This is a genomic window from Pseudomonas sp. NPDC087639, assembly GCF_044743385.1.
Lineage (GTDB): Bacteria > Pseudomonadota > Gammaproteobacteria > Pseudomonadales > Pseudomonadaceae > Aquipseudomonas.
In genome coordinates this window covers 13,894-29,741 of sequence record NZ_JBIUWI010000022.1, presented here as the reverse complement: position 1 = coordinate 29,741, position 15,848 = coordinate 13,894, and the positions used below count along the sequence as shown (strand labels likewise).

The 15,848-nt window shown below is 59.6% G+C and carries 14 protein-coding genes; 7 read left to right on the top strand and 7 right to left on the bottom strand.

Going from position 1 to position 15,848, the window contains the following annotated elements; translation table 11 throughout:
- From ACIOVB_RS11925 to ACIOVB_RS11915, 3 genes are all read left to right on the top strand, one after another.
- On the top strand, window positions 1-567 hold the full coding sequence (locus tag ACIOVB_RS11925; protein ID WP_401267868.1) for an RNA polymerase sigma factor: 567 nt from the start codon (window positions 1-3) through the stop codon (window positions 565-567).
- On the top strand, window positions 564-1,553 hold the full coding sequence (locus ACIOVB_RS11920; RefSeq protein ID WP_401267865.1) for a FecR family protein: 990 nt from the start codon (window positions 564-566) through the stop codon (window positions 1,551-1,553). Before ACIOVB_RS11925 ends, ACIOVB_RS11920 begins: the two co-directional genes overlap by 4 nt.
- A gap of 156 nt (window positions 1,554-1,709) precedes the next feature.
- Window positions 1,710-4,139, top strand: coding sequence for a TonB-dependent siderophore receptor (locus tag ACIOVB_RS11915; RefSeq protein WP_401267863.1), 2,430 nt, complete (start codon window positions 1,710-1,712; stop codon window positions 4,137-4,139).
- A 117-nt stretch (window positions 4,140-4,256) separates the two neighbouring features.
- On the opposite strand, the gene ACIOVB_RS11910 is transcribed toward ACIOVB_RS11915, so the two are convergent.
- Window positions 4,257-5,132 (bottom strand): helix-turn-helix domain-containing protein, encoded by an 876-nt coding sequence (locus ACIOVB_RS11910; protein ID WP_401267861.1) that lies wholly within the window; start codon window positions 5,130-5,132, stop codon window positions 4,257-4,259.
- Window positions 5,133-5,271: 139 nt separating this feature from the next.
- Here ACIOVB_RS11910 and ACIOVB_RS11905 point away from each other — a divergent pair, with 139 nt between their 5' ends.
- Window positions 5,272-6,174 (top strand): DMT family transporter, encoded by a 903-nt coding sequence (locus ACIOVB_RS11905; protein WP_401267858.1) that lies wholly within the window; start codon window positions 5,272-5,274, stop codon window positions 6,172-6,174.
- A gap of 19 nt (window positions 6,175-6,193) precedes the next feature.
- Here the strand turns inward: ACIOVB_RS11905 and ACIOVB_RS11900 are convergent, their stop codons facing one another.
- The 6 genes from ACIOVB_RS11900 to ACIOVB_RS11875 all read right to left on the bottom strand — a co-directional run bounded on the left by ACIOVB_RS11900 (window position 6,194) and on the right by ACIOVB_RS11875 (window position 11,559).
- Entirely contained in the window at window positions 6,194-6,703 is a 510-nt protein-coding gene (locus ACIOVB_RS11900; RefSeq protein ID WP_401267855.1) for a DUF2165 family protein, read from the bottom strand.
- Between the two features lie 148 nt (window positions 6,704-6,851).
- A complete protein-coding gene (locus ACIOVB_RS11895; RefSeq protein WP_401267853.1) occupies window positions 6,852-7,826 on the bottom strand; it encodes a 2-hydroxyacid dehydrogenase in 975 nt (324 codons plus the stop codon).
- Window positions 7,827-7,966: 140 nt separating this feature from the next.
- Window positions 7,967-8,416: a hypothetical protein gene (locus ACIOVB_RS11890; RefSeq protein WP_401267851.1), complete on the bottom strand. Its 450-nt coding sequence runs from the start codon at window positions 8,414-8,416 to the stop codon at window positions 7,967-7,969.
- A gap of 449 nt (window positions 8,417-8,865) precedes the next feature.
- Window positions 8,866-9,240 carry a DUF6124 family protein gene (locus ACIOVB_RS11885; RefSeq protein ID WP_401267849.1) on the bottom strand — a complete coding sequence of 125 codons (375 nt, stop codon included), beginning with the start codon at window positions 9,238-9,240 and terminating at the stop codon, window positions 8,866-8,868.
- 563 nt (window positions 9,241-9,803) lie between these two features.
- Window positions 9,804-10,178, bottom strand: a complete 375-nt coding sequence (locus ACIOVB_RS11880; protein WP_401267846.1) for a DUF6124 family protein — start codon at window positions 10,176-10,178, stop codon at window positions 9,804-9,806.
- Window positions 10,179-10,590: 412 nt separating this feature from the next.
- Window positions 10,591-11,559 (bottom strand): LysR family transcriptional regulator, encoded by a 969-nt coding sequence (locus tag ACIOVB_RS11875; RefSeq protein ID WP_103305180.1) that lies wholly within the window; start codon window positions 11,557-11,559, stop codon window positions 10,591-10,593.
- Between the two features lie 193 nt (window positions 11,560-11,752).
- Between ACIOVB_RS11875 and ACIOVB_RS11870 the strand changes: the two genes are divergently transcribed.
- From ACIOVB_RS11870 to ACIOVB_RS11860, 3 genes are all read left to right on the top strand, one after another.
- The gene (locus ACIOVB_RS11870) at window positions 11,753-13,252 is read left to right on the top strand and encodes an efflux transporter outer membrane subunit (protein ID WP_401267844.1); all 1,500 of its coding nucleotides are present in this window, start codon (window positions 11,753-11,755) and stop codon (window positions 13,250-13,252) included.
- A 208-nt stretch (window positions 13,253-13,460) separates the two neighbouring features.
- The gene (locus tag ACIOVB_RS11865; protein ID WP_401267842.1) at window positions 13,461-15,653 is read left to right on the top strand and encodes an FUSC family protein; all 2,193 of its coding nucleotides are present in this window, start codon (window positions 13,461-13,463) and stop codon (window positions 15,651-15,653) included.
- Window positions 15,643-15,843, top strand: a complete 201-nt coding sequence (locus ACIOVB_RS11860) for a DUF1656 domain-containing protein (protein WP_007914106.1) — start codon at window positions 15,643-15,645, stop codon at window positions 15,841-15,843. Before ACIOVB_RS11865 ends, ACIOVB_RS11860 begins: the two co-directional genes overlap by 11 nt.
- The last annotated feature ends 5 nt before the right edge of the window (window positions 15,844-15,848 follow it).

Sequence of the window (15,848 nt, the reverse complement as noted above, 5' to 3'; positions counted from 1 at the left end):
GTGCTGATCGGTCTGCCTCCGGAATCCCGCGACGACGAGCCGCGCGGGGCGCGTGCGCATTTTCTGCAGGTGTTCCTGTCCCAACGTTCGCAGATGGAAGCGCTGGTGAACCGGCGTGTCGGGTGCCGGGCGACGGCGGCGGATCTGGTGCAGGATTTGTTTCTGCGGTTCTGGCGTCGGCCCTTGGTGCAAGTCGAGGAGCTCAGCACCTACCTGTTGCGCTGCGCCGGCAACATCGCCATCGACCATCTGCGCAGCGAAAGCACGCGGGTGCGCGTCAACGAAGGCTGGCAACCCGACGCACCGGACAGCCACTGCAGCGAGCCGCAAGCCGCGCTCGAAGCCGGCAATGATCTGCGCCATGTCGAAGCGGCCTTGCGTGCCTTGCCCGAGCGCACCCGGCAGATCTTTTTGCTCAATCGCATCCACGGCCGCAAGTACGCGGAAATCGCCAAAGCCATGGGCCTGTCCCAAAGCGCCGTGGAAAAACATATGATGCGCGCCCTCGAGGCCTGCAAGGCCAGCCTGCGCGAACCCGCGCCACGCACGCCATGGAAAGCACCGTGAAGCACATCGACCGCGTCAACCCGACGCCCGCTCAGGAACAGGCCGCTTTTGCCTGGCTGAGCCTGCTGCATGACCGGCCGAGTGCTGGCGATCAACTCACCTTCAGCCACTGGCTGCGCGCCGACCCGGCCCACGCTGAGGCTTACGCACAGGCGCAAGTGGTCTGGGAGTTGAGCGAAGGGCCGGCGCGGACCCTGGCCGATGAGGAGGCCTTGGCGTTGCAGGGTTATCTCAATGCGATGGATCGTCCGCGTCGTCCACAGCTCTTGCGCTGGTCCGGCGCGCTGGCGATGGCCGCGTGTCTGCTGTTGATGATCAGTCTTGGCACGGGTTGGCAGCCGCAGCGCTGGATCGATGATCTGGGCGCAGATTATGTGTCGGCACCTGGCGAGATCCGCACCGTGACATTGGCCGATAAAACGCAGGTGACACTGGACGCCGACAGCGCCATTGCGGTGAATTTCAGCCATGGCGAGCGTCATGTGCAGTTGCGTCGCGGCGCCGGTTTTTTCAGTGTCACCCATACTGGCGAGCCTTTCGTAGTCGAGGCCGAAAAGGGCCAGGCGCGGGTGCTCGGGACGCAATTTGAAGTGCGTCTGCAAGACCATGGCGCGCAGGTCACGGTGTTGTCCGGGCGGGTTGGTGTGACGGCGGATCGCGGTGCAGCGCAGCAGATTCTTACGGCCGGCCAGCAAGTGGCTTACGGCGATGGCGCGGCGGAAAAACTGCACGCGGTGGACAGCGAAGCGCAACTGGCCTGGCGTCAGGGTTGGCTGACTTACTACAAGTCGACGCTGGGCGATGTGGTGGCGGATCTGCGCCGGTATTACCCCGGGCGGATTGTGTTGCTCAACGATGAGTTGGCGGCGCGCAAGGTCAGCGGCAGTTTTCCGAGCAAGGATCCGCATGCGGTGTTGAGTTCGCTGCAAGGGGTGATGGGGTTTGAGCAGCACCAAGTACTGGGGCATCTGATCATTTTGCAGTGAGGTAAACGGCCTCTTCGCGAAGGCGCCAGACCAGACAACACATCTCCTGAAAAATATTTTCAAAATTGTGGTGAGGTAAACCCGAGCCCCATCCGTGTAGTGACTGAAACTGCGAGTCATTCGCATCCGTTGCGGTTCTACACAGGTCATTGAGTAATGAAGTCCAAGGCAAAATCGGGTTCGGTCAAACAGTGGTTGGGCGCTCAAGCGCTGAGTTTTTCCGCATTGGCGTTGCTGCCGATGAGCGTGGCGCTCGCCGCTGAATCCGTCAGCAGCCAGGCGCAAAAGCAGTTCAGTTTCTCCCTGGCCACCAAACCGCTGCCCCAGGCCCTGAGCGACTTCAGCCGCGTCACCGGGCAAAGTGTGGTCTACACCGATGAAGCGCCGTACGGCCTCACCGCGCCGGCGGTCAACGGTCAGATGAGTGCCGAGCAAGCGCTGCAACGTCTGCTCACAGGTTCCGGCCTGAGCTTCCGCCGTACCGACAGCCACACGCTGGCGCTGGAGCCACAACCCACTGCCGGTGCGCTGAATCTTGGCGCGACCACCATCACCTCGATGCGTGACGAGTCCATGAGTTACCAGCCGCCGCAAACCAGCTCGGTGATGCGCTCATCGGCCTCGCTTCAGGAAATCCCGCAGACCGTCAATGTCATTCCCGCACAAGTGATCCGCGATCAGGCGCCGCGCAACCTTGATGACGCGCTGGCCAACGTCAGTGGCATCACCCAGGGCAACACCTTGGGCAGCACGCAGGATTCGGTGATGACCCGCGGCTTCGGCGATAACCGCAACGGCTCGATCATGCGCGACGGCATGCCGATCGTGCAGGGCCGAGGCATGAACGCCACGGTTGATCGCGTCGAAGTGCTCAAAGGCCCGGCGTCTTTGCTCTATGGAATTCAGGACCCGGGCGGGGTGGTCAACCTCGTCAGCAAGAAGCCCGAACTTGAGCAATACAACGCGCTGACCCTGCGCGGCTCGACCTATGGCGAAGGCAAGAACGGCAGTGGCGGCACCTTCGACAGCACCGGTGCGCTGGGTGAATCCGGGTTCGCTTATCGCTTGGTACTGGATCACGAAGACGAGGATTACTGGCGCAACTACGGCACCCATCGCGAAACCCTGATCGCCCCTTCGCTGGCTTGGTTCGGCGAGCGCACGAAGCTGTCGTTCGGCTACGAGCATCGCGAATTCCTCACGCCGTTCGATCGCGGCACGGTGATCGATCCGCGCACCAACCATCCGCTGAACATCTCACGCAAGGAGCGTCTCGACGAGCCGTTCAACGACATGGAAGGGCGTTCGGATTTGTATCACTTCGAGGCCGATCACGAACTCAACGATGACTGGAAAGCCCACTTCGGCTACAGCTGGAACCGCGAAACCTACGACGCCAGCCAGGTACGCATCACGGCCATCGACACCAATAAAGGCACGCTGACCCGCAGCATGGACGGCACCCACGGCGCGATCAGCACCGACCGTTTCACCACCGCCAGCCTCGAAGGCAAAGTCAACGTGTTGGGCATGCAGCATGACCTGGTGTTCGGCGTCGACGACGAGTACCGCAAGATCTACCGCGCCGACCTGATCCGCCAAAAAAGCCTGACGACCTTCAGCTACACCAACCCTGTGTACGGCCGCGAAGTGGAGGGCACCACGGTCAGCCCGGCAGACAGTGCCCAGACCGATTTGCTGCGCAGCGATTCGGTATTTTTGCAGGACTCGATCCACCTCAACGACCAGTGGATTCTGGTCGCCGGCGGGCGCTTTCAGGAGTACGACCAGTACGCCGGCAAAGGCGTGCCGTTCAAGGCCAACACCGACAGCAACGGGCAGAAATGGGTGCCGCGCGCAGGTCTGGTGTATCGCTACACCGACGAGCTGTCGTTCTATGGCAGCTACACCGAATCGTTCAAGCCCAACTCGACCATTGCCCCGCTGAGCGGCAGCAGCACCGTGCTCGACGGGAGTATTGCGCCGGAAGAAGCCAAGTCGTGGGAGCTGGGTGCACGGCTGGATATGCCGGGGCGCATCACCGGTAACGTCGCACTGTTCGACATCAAAAAACGCAACGTGCTGGTGGCCAACTCCGAAGGCCCGACGACGATTTACAGCGCCGCCGGTGAAGTGCGTTCGCGCGGTCTGGAAGTGGACATGACCGGTCAGTTGAGCGACCGCTGGAGCATGATCGGCAGCTACGCCTATACCGATGCCGAAGTCACCGAAGACCCAACGTACAAGGGCAAACGCCTGCAAAACGTGGCGAAGAACAGCGGCTCATTGTCGGCGGTGTATGACTTCGGCAGCGTGATCGGCGGCGATCAACTGCGCATCGGTGCCGGAGCACGCTATGTCGGTGAGCGAGCAGGTAACGCGGTGAATGATTTTGACCTGCCGAGCTACACCGTGGCCGATGCCTTCGCTACTTACGACACCAAAGTCGAAGGGCAGAAGGTCAAGTTTCAGCTCAACGTGAAGAACCTTTTTGATCGCACGTATTACACCTCGGCGGCGAGTCGGTTCTTTGTGTCGATGGGGGATTCGCGGCAGGTTTCGCTTTCCAGCACTTTGGAGTTCTGATCCGCAACCGCGTCATCGTTCATCGCGAGCAGGCTCGCTCCCACAGGGAATTGCATTCCAAATGTGGGAGCGAGCCTGCTCGCGAAGAGGCCCTGAAAGGCACTTAAGATTTCAGGCCTAACGCAAGAACGCCTGCCGATACTCGCCGGGCGTTCCACCCAACACCTGCTTGAACCGATTAGTAAAATGACTCGCACTGGCAAACCCGCACGCCAGCGCAATCTCCCCCAGCGGCAACGCGGTTGCGCGCAACAACTCCCGCGCCCGGCTCAAACGTCGTGCCAGCACATACTGATGCGGCGGCAGGCCGAAGCTCACGCGAAACATCCGCGCAAAGTGGTATTCCGACAACGCACACAACCCGGCCAATTGCCCGAGGCTGATCGGCTCGGCCAACTGTGCGTCGATGAATTCCACCAATTGCCTGCGCTGGTGCGGCGCCAGTCCGCCTTTCAAACGTAAACCCTGCCGGGCACCGACCTGACTGAGCAGGGTATGGCTGATCAATTCATGGGCAAGGCTGCTGGTCAGCAAACGCTCGGCGGGTTCGTCCCAATTCAGCGTCAGCAGCTGCCGAAAGCGTTGTGCCTGTTGCGGGTCTTCGAGAAAGGTCTGCTCACGCAACTGCATCTCTCGCGGCTCGCGATCGAGCAGCGTGACGCAACCGAGGGCAAACTGTTCGGCGCTGAAATACAGATGCGCCAGGCGAATATCGCCATTGATCACCCAACCCGATTCGTGATCGGCCGGCAGGATGCACAGCTTGTCCGGCCCGCCCTTTTGGCCCGGCTGACCGCGACGAAACGTACCGGTCCCGCCAGCGATGTAGCAGGACAGGGTGTGATGGCTCGGCGCTTCGTATTCCTGCGCATCGTGATGATTGGTCCACAGAGCCGCAGACAAGCCGTCACCGAGCTCGGCGCTGTGCACAAGGCGTGCGTTCGGCGAGCGGTTAAGTGCTTGAAAGACTTGCAGCGTATCGATGGCGGCCATGATCAGTTCTCTTCAACGCCTTGCATCCTACTCCGTAGCCCCGGCGCTGCCAGCCTGCCGGGCGACAAAAGCGCAAGTTTATGCAAGCGCTTGCCGCCTGCCGAAGCAGACACTCAAGGCCTATCAAGGAGTGTTCGTCATGAATCTGTCGTTGTATCTGTTGACCGTGCTGATCTGGGGCACCACCTGGATTGCCCTGAAATGGCAACTGGGCGTGGTGGCGATTCCGGTGTCGATCGTCTATCGCTTCGGCCTCGCGGCGTTGGTGCTGTTCGTTTTGCTGTTGCTCAGCCGTCGCTTGCAACCGATGAACCGGCGCGGCCATTTGATCTGCGTGGCTCAGGGCTTGTGCCTTTTTTGCGTCAACTTCATGTGCTTTCTCACCGCCAGTCAGTGGATTCCCAGCGGTCTGGTGGCGGTGGTGTTCTCCACCGCAACCTTGTGGAACGCGCTCAATGCGCGGGTGTTCTTCGGCCAGCGAATTGCCCGCAATGTGCTGATGGGTGGGGCGCTGGGCTTGTTCGGTCTGGGCATGTTGTTTTGGCCGGAGCTGGCCGGTCATCAGGCCAGCCCGCAAACCTTGCTTGGCCTTGGCTTGGCCCTGTGCGGCACCTTGTGTTTTTCGGCGGGCAACATGCTGTCGAGCCTGCAACAGAAGGCCGGTCTCAAGCCGCTGACCACCAATGCCTGGGGCATGGCTTATGGCGCGGCAATGCTGACGGTGTGGTGCCTGGTCAAAGGCATTTCGTTCGACATGGACTGGTCGCCGCGTTACGTCGGTGCGTTGCTGTATCTGGTGATTCCGGGCTCGGTGATCGGTTTCACCGCGTACCTGACGCTGGTCGGGCGCATGGGGCCGGAACGTGCGGCTTACTGCACGGTGCTGTTCCCGGTGGTGGCGCTGAACGTCTCGGCGTTTGCCGAGGGTTACCAGTGGACAGCTCCGGCGCTGGTCGGTCTGGTATTGGTGATGCTGGGTAACGTGCTGGTGTTTCGTAAACCGAAAGCGGTGGTGCCGCCGGTGCAGGGGAAGTTGGCTTGAAATAAACGAGCGCTGAACTTCAGCGCTCGACTTTCAATGTGATGTAAATCATTACCGGGAATATAAAATCAACGATGTGGCGTGCCCAGTCCTTGGCATTCCATGATTGAGAAGTGTCCATATCAAACCATTCCACCCCCACGGTTTGCAGGCAAACGTAATAAATGAATATTGCCGCCAGTATGCCCATGATCGAGAACTTTTTTGCCTCGTGGAATATTTCGGCGGAGGCGTTGATGTTGCGATAGAGCTGATAGGTGCCTATCAGGCACAACACCGTATACGTGACTTCCAGTGTGATGATGAACCAGTAGATCCGGTGATGAATCATCGGCGATTCGATGGCTCGGTACTTTATGGTTTCACTGGCAGTGGTGGTGTCCATGCTTAGGATATGGGCCACGTAAGTGTAGTTTGAATCATAGTCGGTGAAATTGTGGATCATCACCAGCAGACCAAAGAAACTGATGTAAGCCATCAATATAACTTTGCTGTAGCGGATAAGTTTGTCGGTTGTCTGGGCGTTCAAGGTTTTGGCTCTCCATAGCGCTTGCCGATCATTCGACAGCCGGGAGGAGCTTATAACGCTGTTGTTTAATTTGGTTTGTTGTTCAATTTCAAGTTGTGTATGGCGATAACTAACGGGCAAGTGCGATGTTGCACTTGCCCGTATTTTTTTATCCGCGCCAGACTTGCGGGTTGACCAAATCCTGCGGGCGTTCGCCGAGCAGCGCGCTGCGCAGGTTGGCGAGCGCGCGATTGGCCATGGCTTCGCGGGTTTCATGGGTGGCGGAACCGATATGCGGCAAGGTCACAGCGTTTTTCAGTTGGAACAGTGGCGACTCGGCCAGCGGTTCTTTCTCGTAGACGTCCAGGCCGGCACCGCGAATCTGATTGTTTTGCAGTGCTTCGATCAGCGCGGGTTCATCGACCACCGGGCCGCGGGAGATGTTGACCAGAATCGCGCTCGGTTTCATCAGGGCCAGTTCGCGATGGCTGATGAGGTGGCGGGTCTTGTCGCTGAGGGGCACCACGAGGCAAACGAAATCGGCTTCGGCGAGCAGTTGGTCGAGGCTGCGAAATTGCGCGCCGAGTTCTTGTTCGAGGTCGCTCTTGCGGCTGTTGCCGCTGTAGATGATCGGCATGTTGAAGCCGAACCGGCCGCGGCGGGCGACGGCGGCGCCGATGTTGCCCATACCGACGATGCCGAGGGTTTTGCCGTGCACGTCACAGCCGAACAGTGGGGCGCCGACGCTGGCTTGCCATTGGCCGGCCTTGGTCCAGGTGTCGAGTTCGGCGACGCGGCGGGCGCTGCTCATGATAAGGGTGAAGGCGAGGTCGGCGGTGCTTTCGGTGAGCACATCCGGGGTGTTGGTGAGCATGATCCCGCGTTCATTGAAGTAGTCGAGGTCGTAGTTGTCGTAGCCGACGGAGACGCTGGAGACCACTTCCAGTTTGGCGGCGGTTTCGAGTTGGGCTTTGCCGAGTTTGCGGCCGACGCCGATGAGGCCGTGGGCGTGGGGCAGGGCTTCGTTGAATTGAGCGTTGATGTCGCCGTTTTTTGGGTTGGGGACGATGACGTCGAACTCTTGTTGCAGGCGTTCGATCATTGGGGGGGTGATGCGGCTGAAGGCCAGGACAGTTTTTTTCATTGGGCTTGGGCTCTCGGCGATTCGGGATTGCCAAGCAAGCTAACATTCTCTCTGGTGTTGTAGAAGGGGCGCGCATTACCGCGTGCCCCCCCGTTGATGCGCAGGCGTTCGCAAAATATCAAGTGATGGTCAGGTTTTAATTAGTCTTGATCCAAGAGATCTTTAGCTTCAATGGTGACATTAAGTTTGAGTTCGATGTCGCCGTGTTTTTCTTTGAGGTCTACATTCACTATTTTTGCAAATAATGTTCCCTCTTGACGATTAAATTTGATCTCTACATACCCCTTGCCATTTTTGACTCCTTCAAAGGATGGCGAGTCATGAAAGGGGCCTTCAGTGTAAGAAATTCTTGTGATCGGACCATCCTTGGTGAAATCGTGCTTGCCATTGCTGATGTTCCCAGGGAACTCCAGGAATACCGCCTTTGCATTACGACCTGCGGCAAGGCGGAAACCATCGACGCCTACGCGTCCATCCATTAGCGTGAATATTCTGATCGGCAGATCAACCTTTTCGTTGGGACGAGGTGTAACTGTTCCCTTGATAGAACCCGGATAGGATCTTTCTTTATCTTGAGTGGTCGTGGTCATTTCTATGCACCTGTCGTGAAGTGGCATGATTTGCCTGAAAACGTGGGTGAAGTGATACGGCACTGATTGTTCACTTAAAAAAGTTGAAGGGATACTGTCAAACCTGACAGGTTAGTTATATTAATTGGCTATTAAGCATGGGGTTTGCCGGCGGCTTCAGCGGAAACTTATCCACCGCACTTCCGACGAACAACCTGCAAAAACACGTCGGAAATATCCGCGAAATCACGCTTGTGGAACTGCCATAGGCTGCGATCTGTTGATTTTTAAACGTCAACATCAAAAGATCACAGCCTGCGGCGGCTTCTACGGGTTTTACGGTGTGTTGAAAATGCGTTGTACTCCATCCCTGTGGGAGCTGGCTTGCCAGCGATGACGGCCTTACAGCCAACCATTTTCTGGATGAATGCACTCAATCAAAACTGTGGGAGCAAGCCCGCTCCACTGGGTCAGCTGTGTGGCGCAGGTTGCGTCACTTCGACTTGATCCAGCACCCGGTTGACCGCCAGTTCCGCGAGCATGATGATTTGCTGGATCGCCAGAATCGTACGTCGCTGCGGGAGGTCGACGTAGGCGGCGATGTCGCTGGACATGAGGCTGGCTTGCGCCAGTGATTCGCAGGCGTGGACGAGGAGGCTTTCGTTGTCTTGGCCCGGCGCGACCTGGAACATGGTGCTGGGTTTGTGGAAGCGCAGGGTCAACTCGTTGGGTTTGAAGTAGTGGTCGAGCGCTCGCTCGGCGGCTTCGTGGAATTTCTTCGAGCCGGAAGATTCGTAGGGGGAGGTGTTATCCGCTTCGGGCGGATTTGGTGTTGGCTTTTTCATCATGAAACTCCATTCGGGATGTGAAGTTCGCCAGACGCTGCGACCAAGCAGAAGGGTGGCGAACCGTACGCAGGTTGGTCGACCAGGGAATGGAAACCCGGCAGGGCCGAAGCCCTCCCACGCACAGCTCGCCATTAAGCAAACTTGAAAAGTGCGCCATTCTAAACCCGGACGACCAAGTCCGGTCGCTGATTCGTCAGCGACACCCAAAGCCTATCCACCGCACTTCCGACGGACAACCTGCAAAACACGTCGGAAACTTCCGCGAAAAGCCCGAAATGTAGGAGCTGCCGTAGGCTGCGATCTTTTGATTTTTAAACATCAACATCAAAAGATCGCAGCCTGCGGCAGCTCCAGGTTTTGCGGTGTGTTGAAAATGCGTTGTACTCCATCCCTGTGGGAGCTGGCTTGCCAGCGATGGCGGCCTACGAGCCGACCAATCACCTTCCGACTGCATACGATCCAATTGTAGGAGTGAGCCTGCTCGCGAAAGCGGTATGTCAGGCACCAAAAATGATGAATGGGCTGACGCCTTCGCGAGCAGGCTCGCTCCCACAGGGGGGTTAGCTGTGTGGCGGGGATTGGGGGATTTCGTGGTTATCCAGTACGCGATTCACGGCCAGTTCCGCGAGCATGATGATTTGCTGGATCGCGAGAATTACACGCCGTTCGGGGAGGTCGACGTAGGCGGCGATGTCGCTGCTCATGATGTTGGCTTGGGCCAGTGATTCGCAGGCGTGGACGAGGAGGCTTTCGTTGTCTTGGCCCGGCGCGACCTGAAACATGGTGCTGGGTTTGTGGAAGCGCAGGGTCAGGGCGTTGGGTTTGAGGTAGTGGTCGAGCGCTCGCTCGGCGGCTTCGTGGAATTTCTTCGAGCCGGAAGATTCGTAGGGGGAGGTGTTGTCGGCTTCTGGTGGGTTTGGTGTTGGCTTTTTCATGGGGAACATACTCATGGCAAGTTGACTTGAAGCCGCCACTTTTCGTTTTCCAGACGTAAGGGTGGCAGCCGTGCGCGGACTGGAAAAACCGGCCCAACTCACCAAAACCGGCAGGCCCAAGGGCCTCCCGCGCACAGCCGCCATAACATTGCGAGCAGAAAAAGCGCCGCAGTATGCCATGAGCTTTGGTAGTTGAAATCGGGTTTTCCAGACCCGGTCGCTGATTCGTCAGCGACACCCAAAGCCTATCCACCGCACTTCCGACGAACAACCTGCAAAACACGTCGGAAACTTCCGCGAAAAGCCCGAAATGTAGGAGCTGCCGTAGGCTGCGATCTTTTGATTTTTAAACATCAACATCAAAAGATCGCAGCCCGCGGCAGCTCCTACAGGTTTCACGGTGTGTTGAAAATCAGTTGGCGACGCGTGCTCCGGCGAGGCTGCCGCTGAGTTCGTAGGCGGCCAGTTCTGCCTGGTGTGCCGCGAGGATTTCCGGCAGTGAGCCGCGCAGGTATTCGACCCACGTCTTGATCTTTGCATCAAGGTATTGCCGCGATGGGTAGATCGCGTACAGGTTCAGTTCCTGCGAGCGGTAGTTGGGCATCACCCGTACCAGCGTGCCATTGCGCAGCCCTTCGATTGCCGCGTACACCGGCAACACGCCAACGCCCATGCCGCTGGTGATCGCGGTTTTCATGGCGTCGGCGGAGTTCACCAAAAACGGCGAGCTGTTGATGGTGACCATTTCCTGGCCTTCAGGGCCGTCGAAGGCCCATTTTTCCAGCGGGATCACCGGGCTGACGAGGCGCAGGCAGGCGTGGTTGAGCAGGTCGCTGGGCTTTTGCGCGCAGCCGTTGGCTTTCACGTAGGCCGGTGAGGCGCAGACGATGCTGTAGGTGATGCCCAGGCGTTGCGAGACGAAACCGGAGTCCGGCAGTTCGCGGGCCAGCACGATGGAGACGTCGTAGCCTTCATCGAGCAGGTCCGGCACGCGGTTGGCCATGGTCAGGTCGAAGGTGACGTCGGGGTGGGTCTTGCGATAGCGGGCGATGGCGTCGATGACGAAGTGCTGGCCGATGCCGGTCATGGTGTGCACTTTCAACTGCCCGGCCGGGCGGGCGTGGGCTTCGCTGGCCTCGGCTTCGGCTTCTTCGACGTAGGCCAGGATCTGCTCGCAGCGCAGCAGGTAGCGCTTGCCGGCTTCGGTCAGGGCAATGCGTCGAGTCGTGCGGTTAAGCAGTCGGGTTTGCAGGTGGGCTTCCAGGTTGGAGACCGCGCGCGAGACGTTGGCGGTGGTGGTGTCGAGCTGCACGGCGGCGGCGGTGAAGCTGCCGGCTTCGGCCACGCAACTGAAGGCGCGCATGTTTTGCAAAGTGTCCATGGGGTGCTCTCAAGGGAGATGGCAAATTGTGACACGAAGTTTCAGGGGGTGAGACCCCCGACCAAGGGATTATCTCGTTAACGGTAACAAAGATTCACAGGATTCCCAGCTTATCGCCGTTCAGGGCGCCCCCTAGAATTGCGCCGCTCCACACCACTCCTCGCCATATCCCTTCTTTCAGGAATTCGCAGCTGTGCCGCGTCGCATCAACAGAGCGCTTTTGCCGCTCAGTGTTCTGGCTTTTTCCCTGGCTCTTGGCGGCTGCATTTCAACCGAAGGTATTGCTCCGCAGGGCAACGCGCTGGAGGCCAATGATTTGGCCACCGACGATGCCATCGCCCACGCTGCCCGTGACGCCAACTGGCCCACCGCACAATGGTGGCAAGCCTACGGCGACCCGCAATTGAACCGCTGGATCGACCTCGCCGTACAAGGCAGCCCGAGCATGGCCATGGCCGCCGCGCGAGTGCGTCAGGCCAAAGCCCTGGCCGGTGTCGCTGAAGCGGCCGAGTCGTTGCAGATCAATGGCGAGTCGACCCTCAAGCGCCACAACTGGCCGACCGATCAGTTCTACGGCCCGGGCGAGTTGGCCAACACCACCACCTGGGACAACAACGCGGCGCTGGGTTTCAGCTACGCCCTCGACCTCTGGGGCCGCGAAAGTAATGCCAGCGAGCGGGCGGTGGATCTGGCGCACATGAGCGCTGCCGAAGCGCGGCAGGCGCAGTTGGAATTGCAGAACAACATCGTGCGCGCCTACATCGAGCTGTCGCTGCATTACGCCCAGCGCGACATCGTCGCCGCGACGCTCAAACAGCAACAGCAGATTCTTGAGCTGGCGCAGAAGCGTCTGGACGGCGGGATCGGCACGCACTTTGAAGTCAGCCAGGCTGAAACGCCGTTGCCGGAAACTCATCGGCAACTCGATGCGCTGGACGAAGAGATCGCCCTGAGCCGCAACCAACTCGCCGCACTGGCCGGTAAAGGTCCGGGTGCAGGCGCGCAGTTGCAGCGTCCGACGCTGTCGCTTGGCGCGGCGCTGAAGTTGCCGTCGGCACTGCCCGCTGAACTGCTCGGTCAGCGTCCGGACATCGTCGCCAGCCGCTGGCAAGTGGCGGCGCAGGCGCGCGGGATCGAGGTGGCGCATGCCGGTTTCTATCCCAACGTTGATCTGGTCGGCAGCCTCGGCTACATGGCCACCGGCGGCGGTGCGCTGGAGTTTTTGACCGGCAAGAAACTCACCTACAACGTGGGCCCGGCGATCTCGTTGCCGATCTTCGACGGCGGGCGCTTGCGTGCCGAGTTGGGTGAAGCGTCGGCCGGTTATGACATTGCCGTGGCGCATTACAATCAGACGCTGGTCAATGCGCTGAAGAACATCTCCGACCAGTTGATCCGCCGCGAGTCGATGGACAAGCAGCAAGGCTTCGCCGCCGAGTCCGTGGCCACGGCGCAGAAGACCTACGACATCGCGATGATCGCCTATCAACGCGGCCTCACCGATTACCTCAACGTGCTCAATGCGCAGACGTTGTTGTTCAAGCAGCAGCAAGTGCAGCAGCAGGTGCAGGCGGCGCGGTTGACGGCGCATGCGCAGTTGGTGACAGCGCTGGGTGGTGGACTTGGTGCCGGCAACGATGTGCCAACTGCCGAACAAACCCAAGCCCCGAAAACCCCGGCTCTCCTGCGGTGAACCTGAACCCGAGGATGGTGAACTCCTGTGGCGAGGGGATTTATCCCCGATGGGCTGCGGAGCAGCCCCAACACCTGCAAACCGGTTCTGCCTGGCACACCGCATTCGCTTTTCTTGGGGCCGCTTTGCAGCCCATCGGGGATAAATCCCCTCGCCACAGGAATTGTGTGATTCACAGATTTTTTCTTCATTCATTGAGCAAGATTTAATGACTCCCTTGCCCGCACCACTGCGCTGGCTCTACTCCCTGGAATGGCGCCGCGGTTTCTTTGACTGGGCGCGCAGTGATGGCGTGACCTGGGTCTACATCTTCAAGGTGTTGCTCGCCGCGTTCCTCACCCTGTGGCTGGCGATGCGTCTGGAATTGCCGCAACCGCGCACGGCGATGATCACCGTGTTCATCGTCATGCAGCCGCAAAGCGGTCAGGTGTTCGCCAAGAGTTTCTATCGCTTCCTCGGCACCCTGGCGGGGTCAGCGATGATGGTCACGCTGATTGCGCTGTTCGCGCAAAACACTGAACTGTTCCTCGGCTCGCTGGCGATCTGGGTCGGTATCTGCTCGGCCGGTGCGGCGCGTTGCCGTAACTTCCGCGCCTATGGTTTTGTCCTGGCCGGCTACACCGCCGCGATGGTCGGTTTGCCCGCGCTGGCGCACCCGGACGGTGCGTTCATGGCCGCGGTGTGGCGGGTGCTGGAGATCTCGCTGGGGATTCTCTGCGCCACGGTGGTCAGCGCCGCGATCCTGCCGCAAACCGCCAGCGCGGCGATGCGCAACGCCTTGTACCAGCGCTTCGGGGTGTTCGCTTTGTTCGTCACCGATGGCTTGCGCGGACGCAGCAAAACCGAATCCTTTGAAGCGAGCAACGTGCGTTTCATCGCCGAGGCTGTGGGGCTGGAAGGGCTGCGCAGCGTGACCGTGTTCGAAGACCCGCACATGCGTCGGCGCAATGGTCGCCTGAGCCGTTTGAACAGCGAGTTCATGGGCATCACCACGCGCTTCAATGCCTTGCATCAGTTGCTCGAACGCCTGCGCGGCAATGATGAAGAACACGTTGTGGCGGCGATCAGACCGGGCTTGCAGGATCTGGCCGAAGTGCTCGACGGTTTCAGCGGCCGGGCACTGACCAGCCCCGATGCCGCGCGGCTGGCGATGGCGCTGGCGACCTACAAGGAAGGCTTGCCGGCGCGGGTGCGCAGCCTGCGCGCAACCTTTCAGGAGAGCGAGCCGAGTGACGCCGAGCAACTGGATTTCCACACCGCGTATGAGTTGCTCTATCGCTTTGTCGATGATCTGCACGGTTACGCGCAGACCCACGCCTCCCTGGCCGATCACCGCCACGAACGCGAGCGCTGGGACGAGCCGTTCACCCCGCAAACCAACTGGTGGGCGGCGGCCGCTTCGGGGATTCGTGCGTCGTTCATCCTGATCGTGCTGGGCAGTTATTGGGTCGCGACGGCGTGGCCGAGTGGCGCGACAATGACCCTGATCGCCGCCGCCACCGTGGGCCTTTCCGCTGCCACGCCGAACCCGAAACGCATGGCCTTTCAGATGGCTTGCGGCACTTTCCTTGGTGCGCTGATCGGTTTCGTCGAGATGTTTTTCATCTTCCCGTGGATCGACGGTTTTCCGCTGCTGTGCGTGATGCTCGCGCCGGTAATCGTACTGGGTTCTTTCCTCACGTCGCGGCCGCAATATGCCGGTGTCGGTCTCGGTTTGCTGATCTTCTTCAGCACCGGTTCGGTGCCGGACAACCTGACCATCTACAACCCCTACACCTTCATCAACGACTACATCGCCATGGTCATGGGCATGCTGGTGTGTGCGGCGGCGGGCGCGATTATTTTGCCGCCGAACAGTCGCTGGTTGTGGCGGCGGCTGGAGCAGGATCTGCGTGGGCAAGTGGTCTATGCGATCAGCGGAAAACTCAAGGGGCTGGCGTCGAGTTTCGAGAGCCGCACCCGCGACTTGTTGCATCAGGCTTATGGTCTGGCGGCCGGTGAGCCGAAGGTGCAAAAGAGTCTTTTGCGCTGGATGTTCGTGGTGCTGGAAGTCGGCCACGCGATCATTGAATTGCGCAAGGAGCAGGCGATTTTGCCGGTGCACCCGGCCTATGCCGAATCGCAACCGTGGCGTCAGGCAATCCGTGTGATGGGCCGGGCGTTGGTGCGGCTTTTTCTGCAACCGAACTCAAGCAATCTGGAGCGCGCGCTAGTGGCAGTCGATCACGCGATCAGCCGTGTCGCCGCCACTGACGAACCGTTCGCGCCGCACTTCGATACCTCGGCCCTGCGCCGGGTGAAGAGCTATCTGCACTTCATTCGCACCTCGTTGCTCGACCCGCAATCACCGCTTGGCGCTTTCGCACACGCCAAGCCTGAAGGACTTGCCCATGCCTCGTGAAATCGCTTTCCACGGTGTGTACATGCCGACCATGACCCTGATGTTTTTCATCGCTGCGGCATTGGCCTGGGCGGTGGATCGGTTCTTGTCGGGCTTCGATCTGTACCGCTTCTTCTGGCACCCGGCGCTGCTGCGCCTGAGCCTGTTTACCTGCCTGTTCGGCGCGATGGCGCTGACTGTTTACCGTTGACTCTC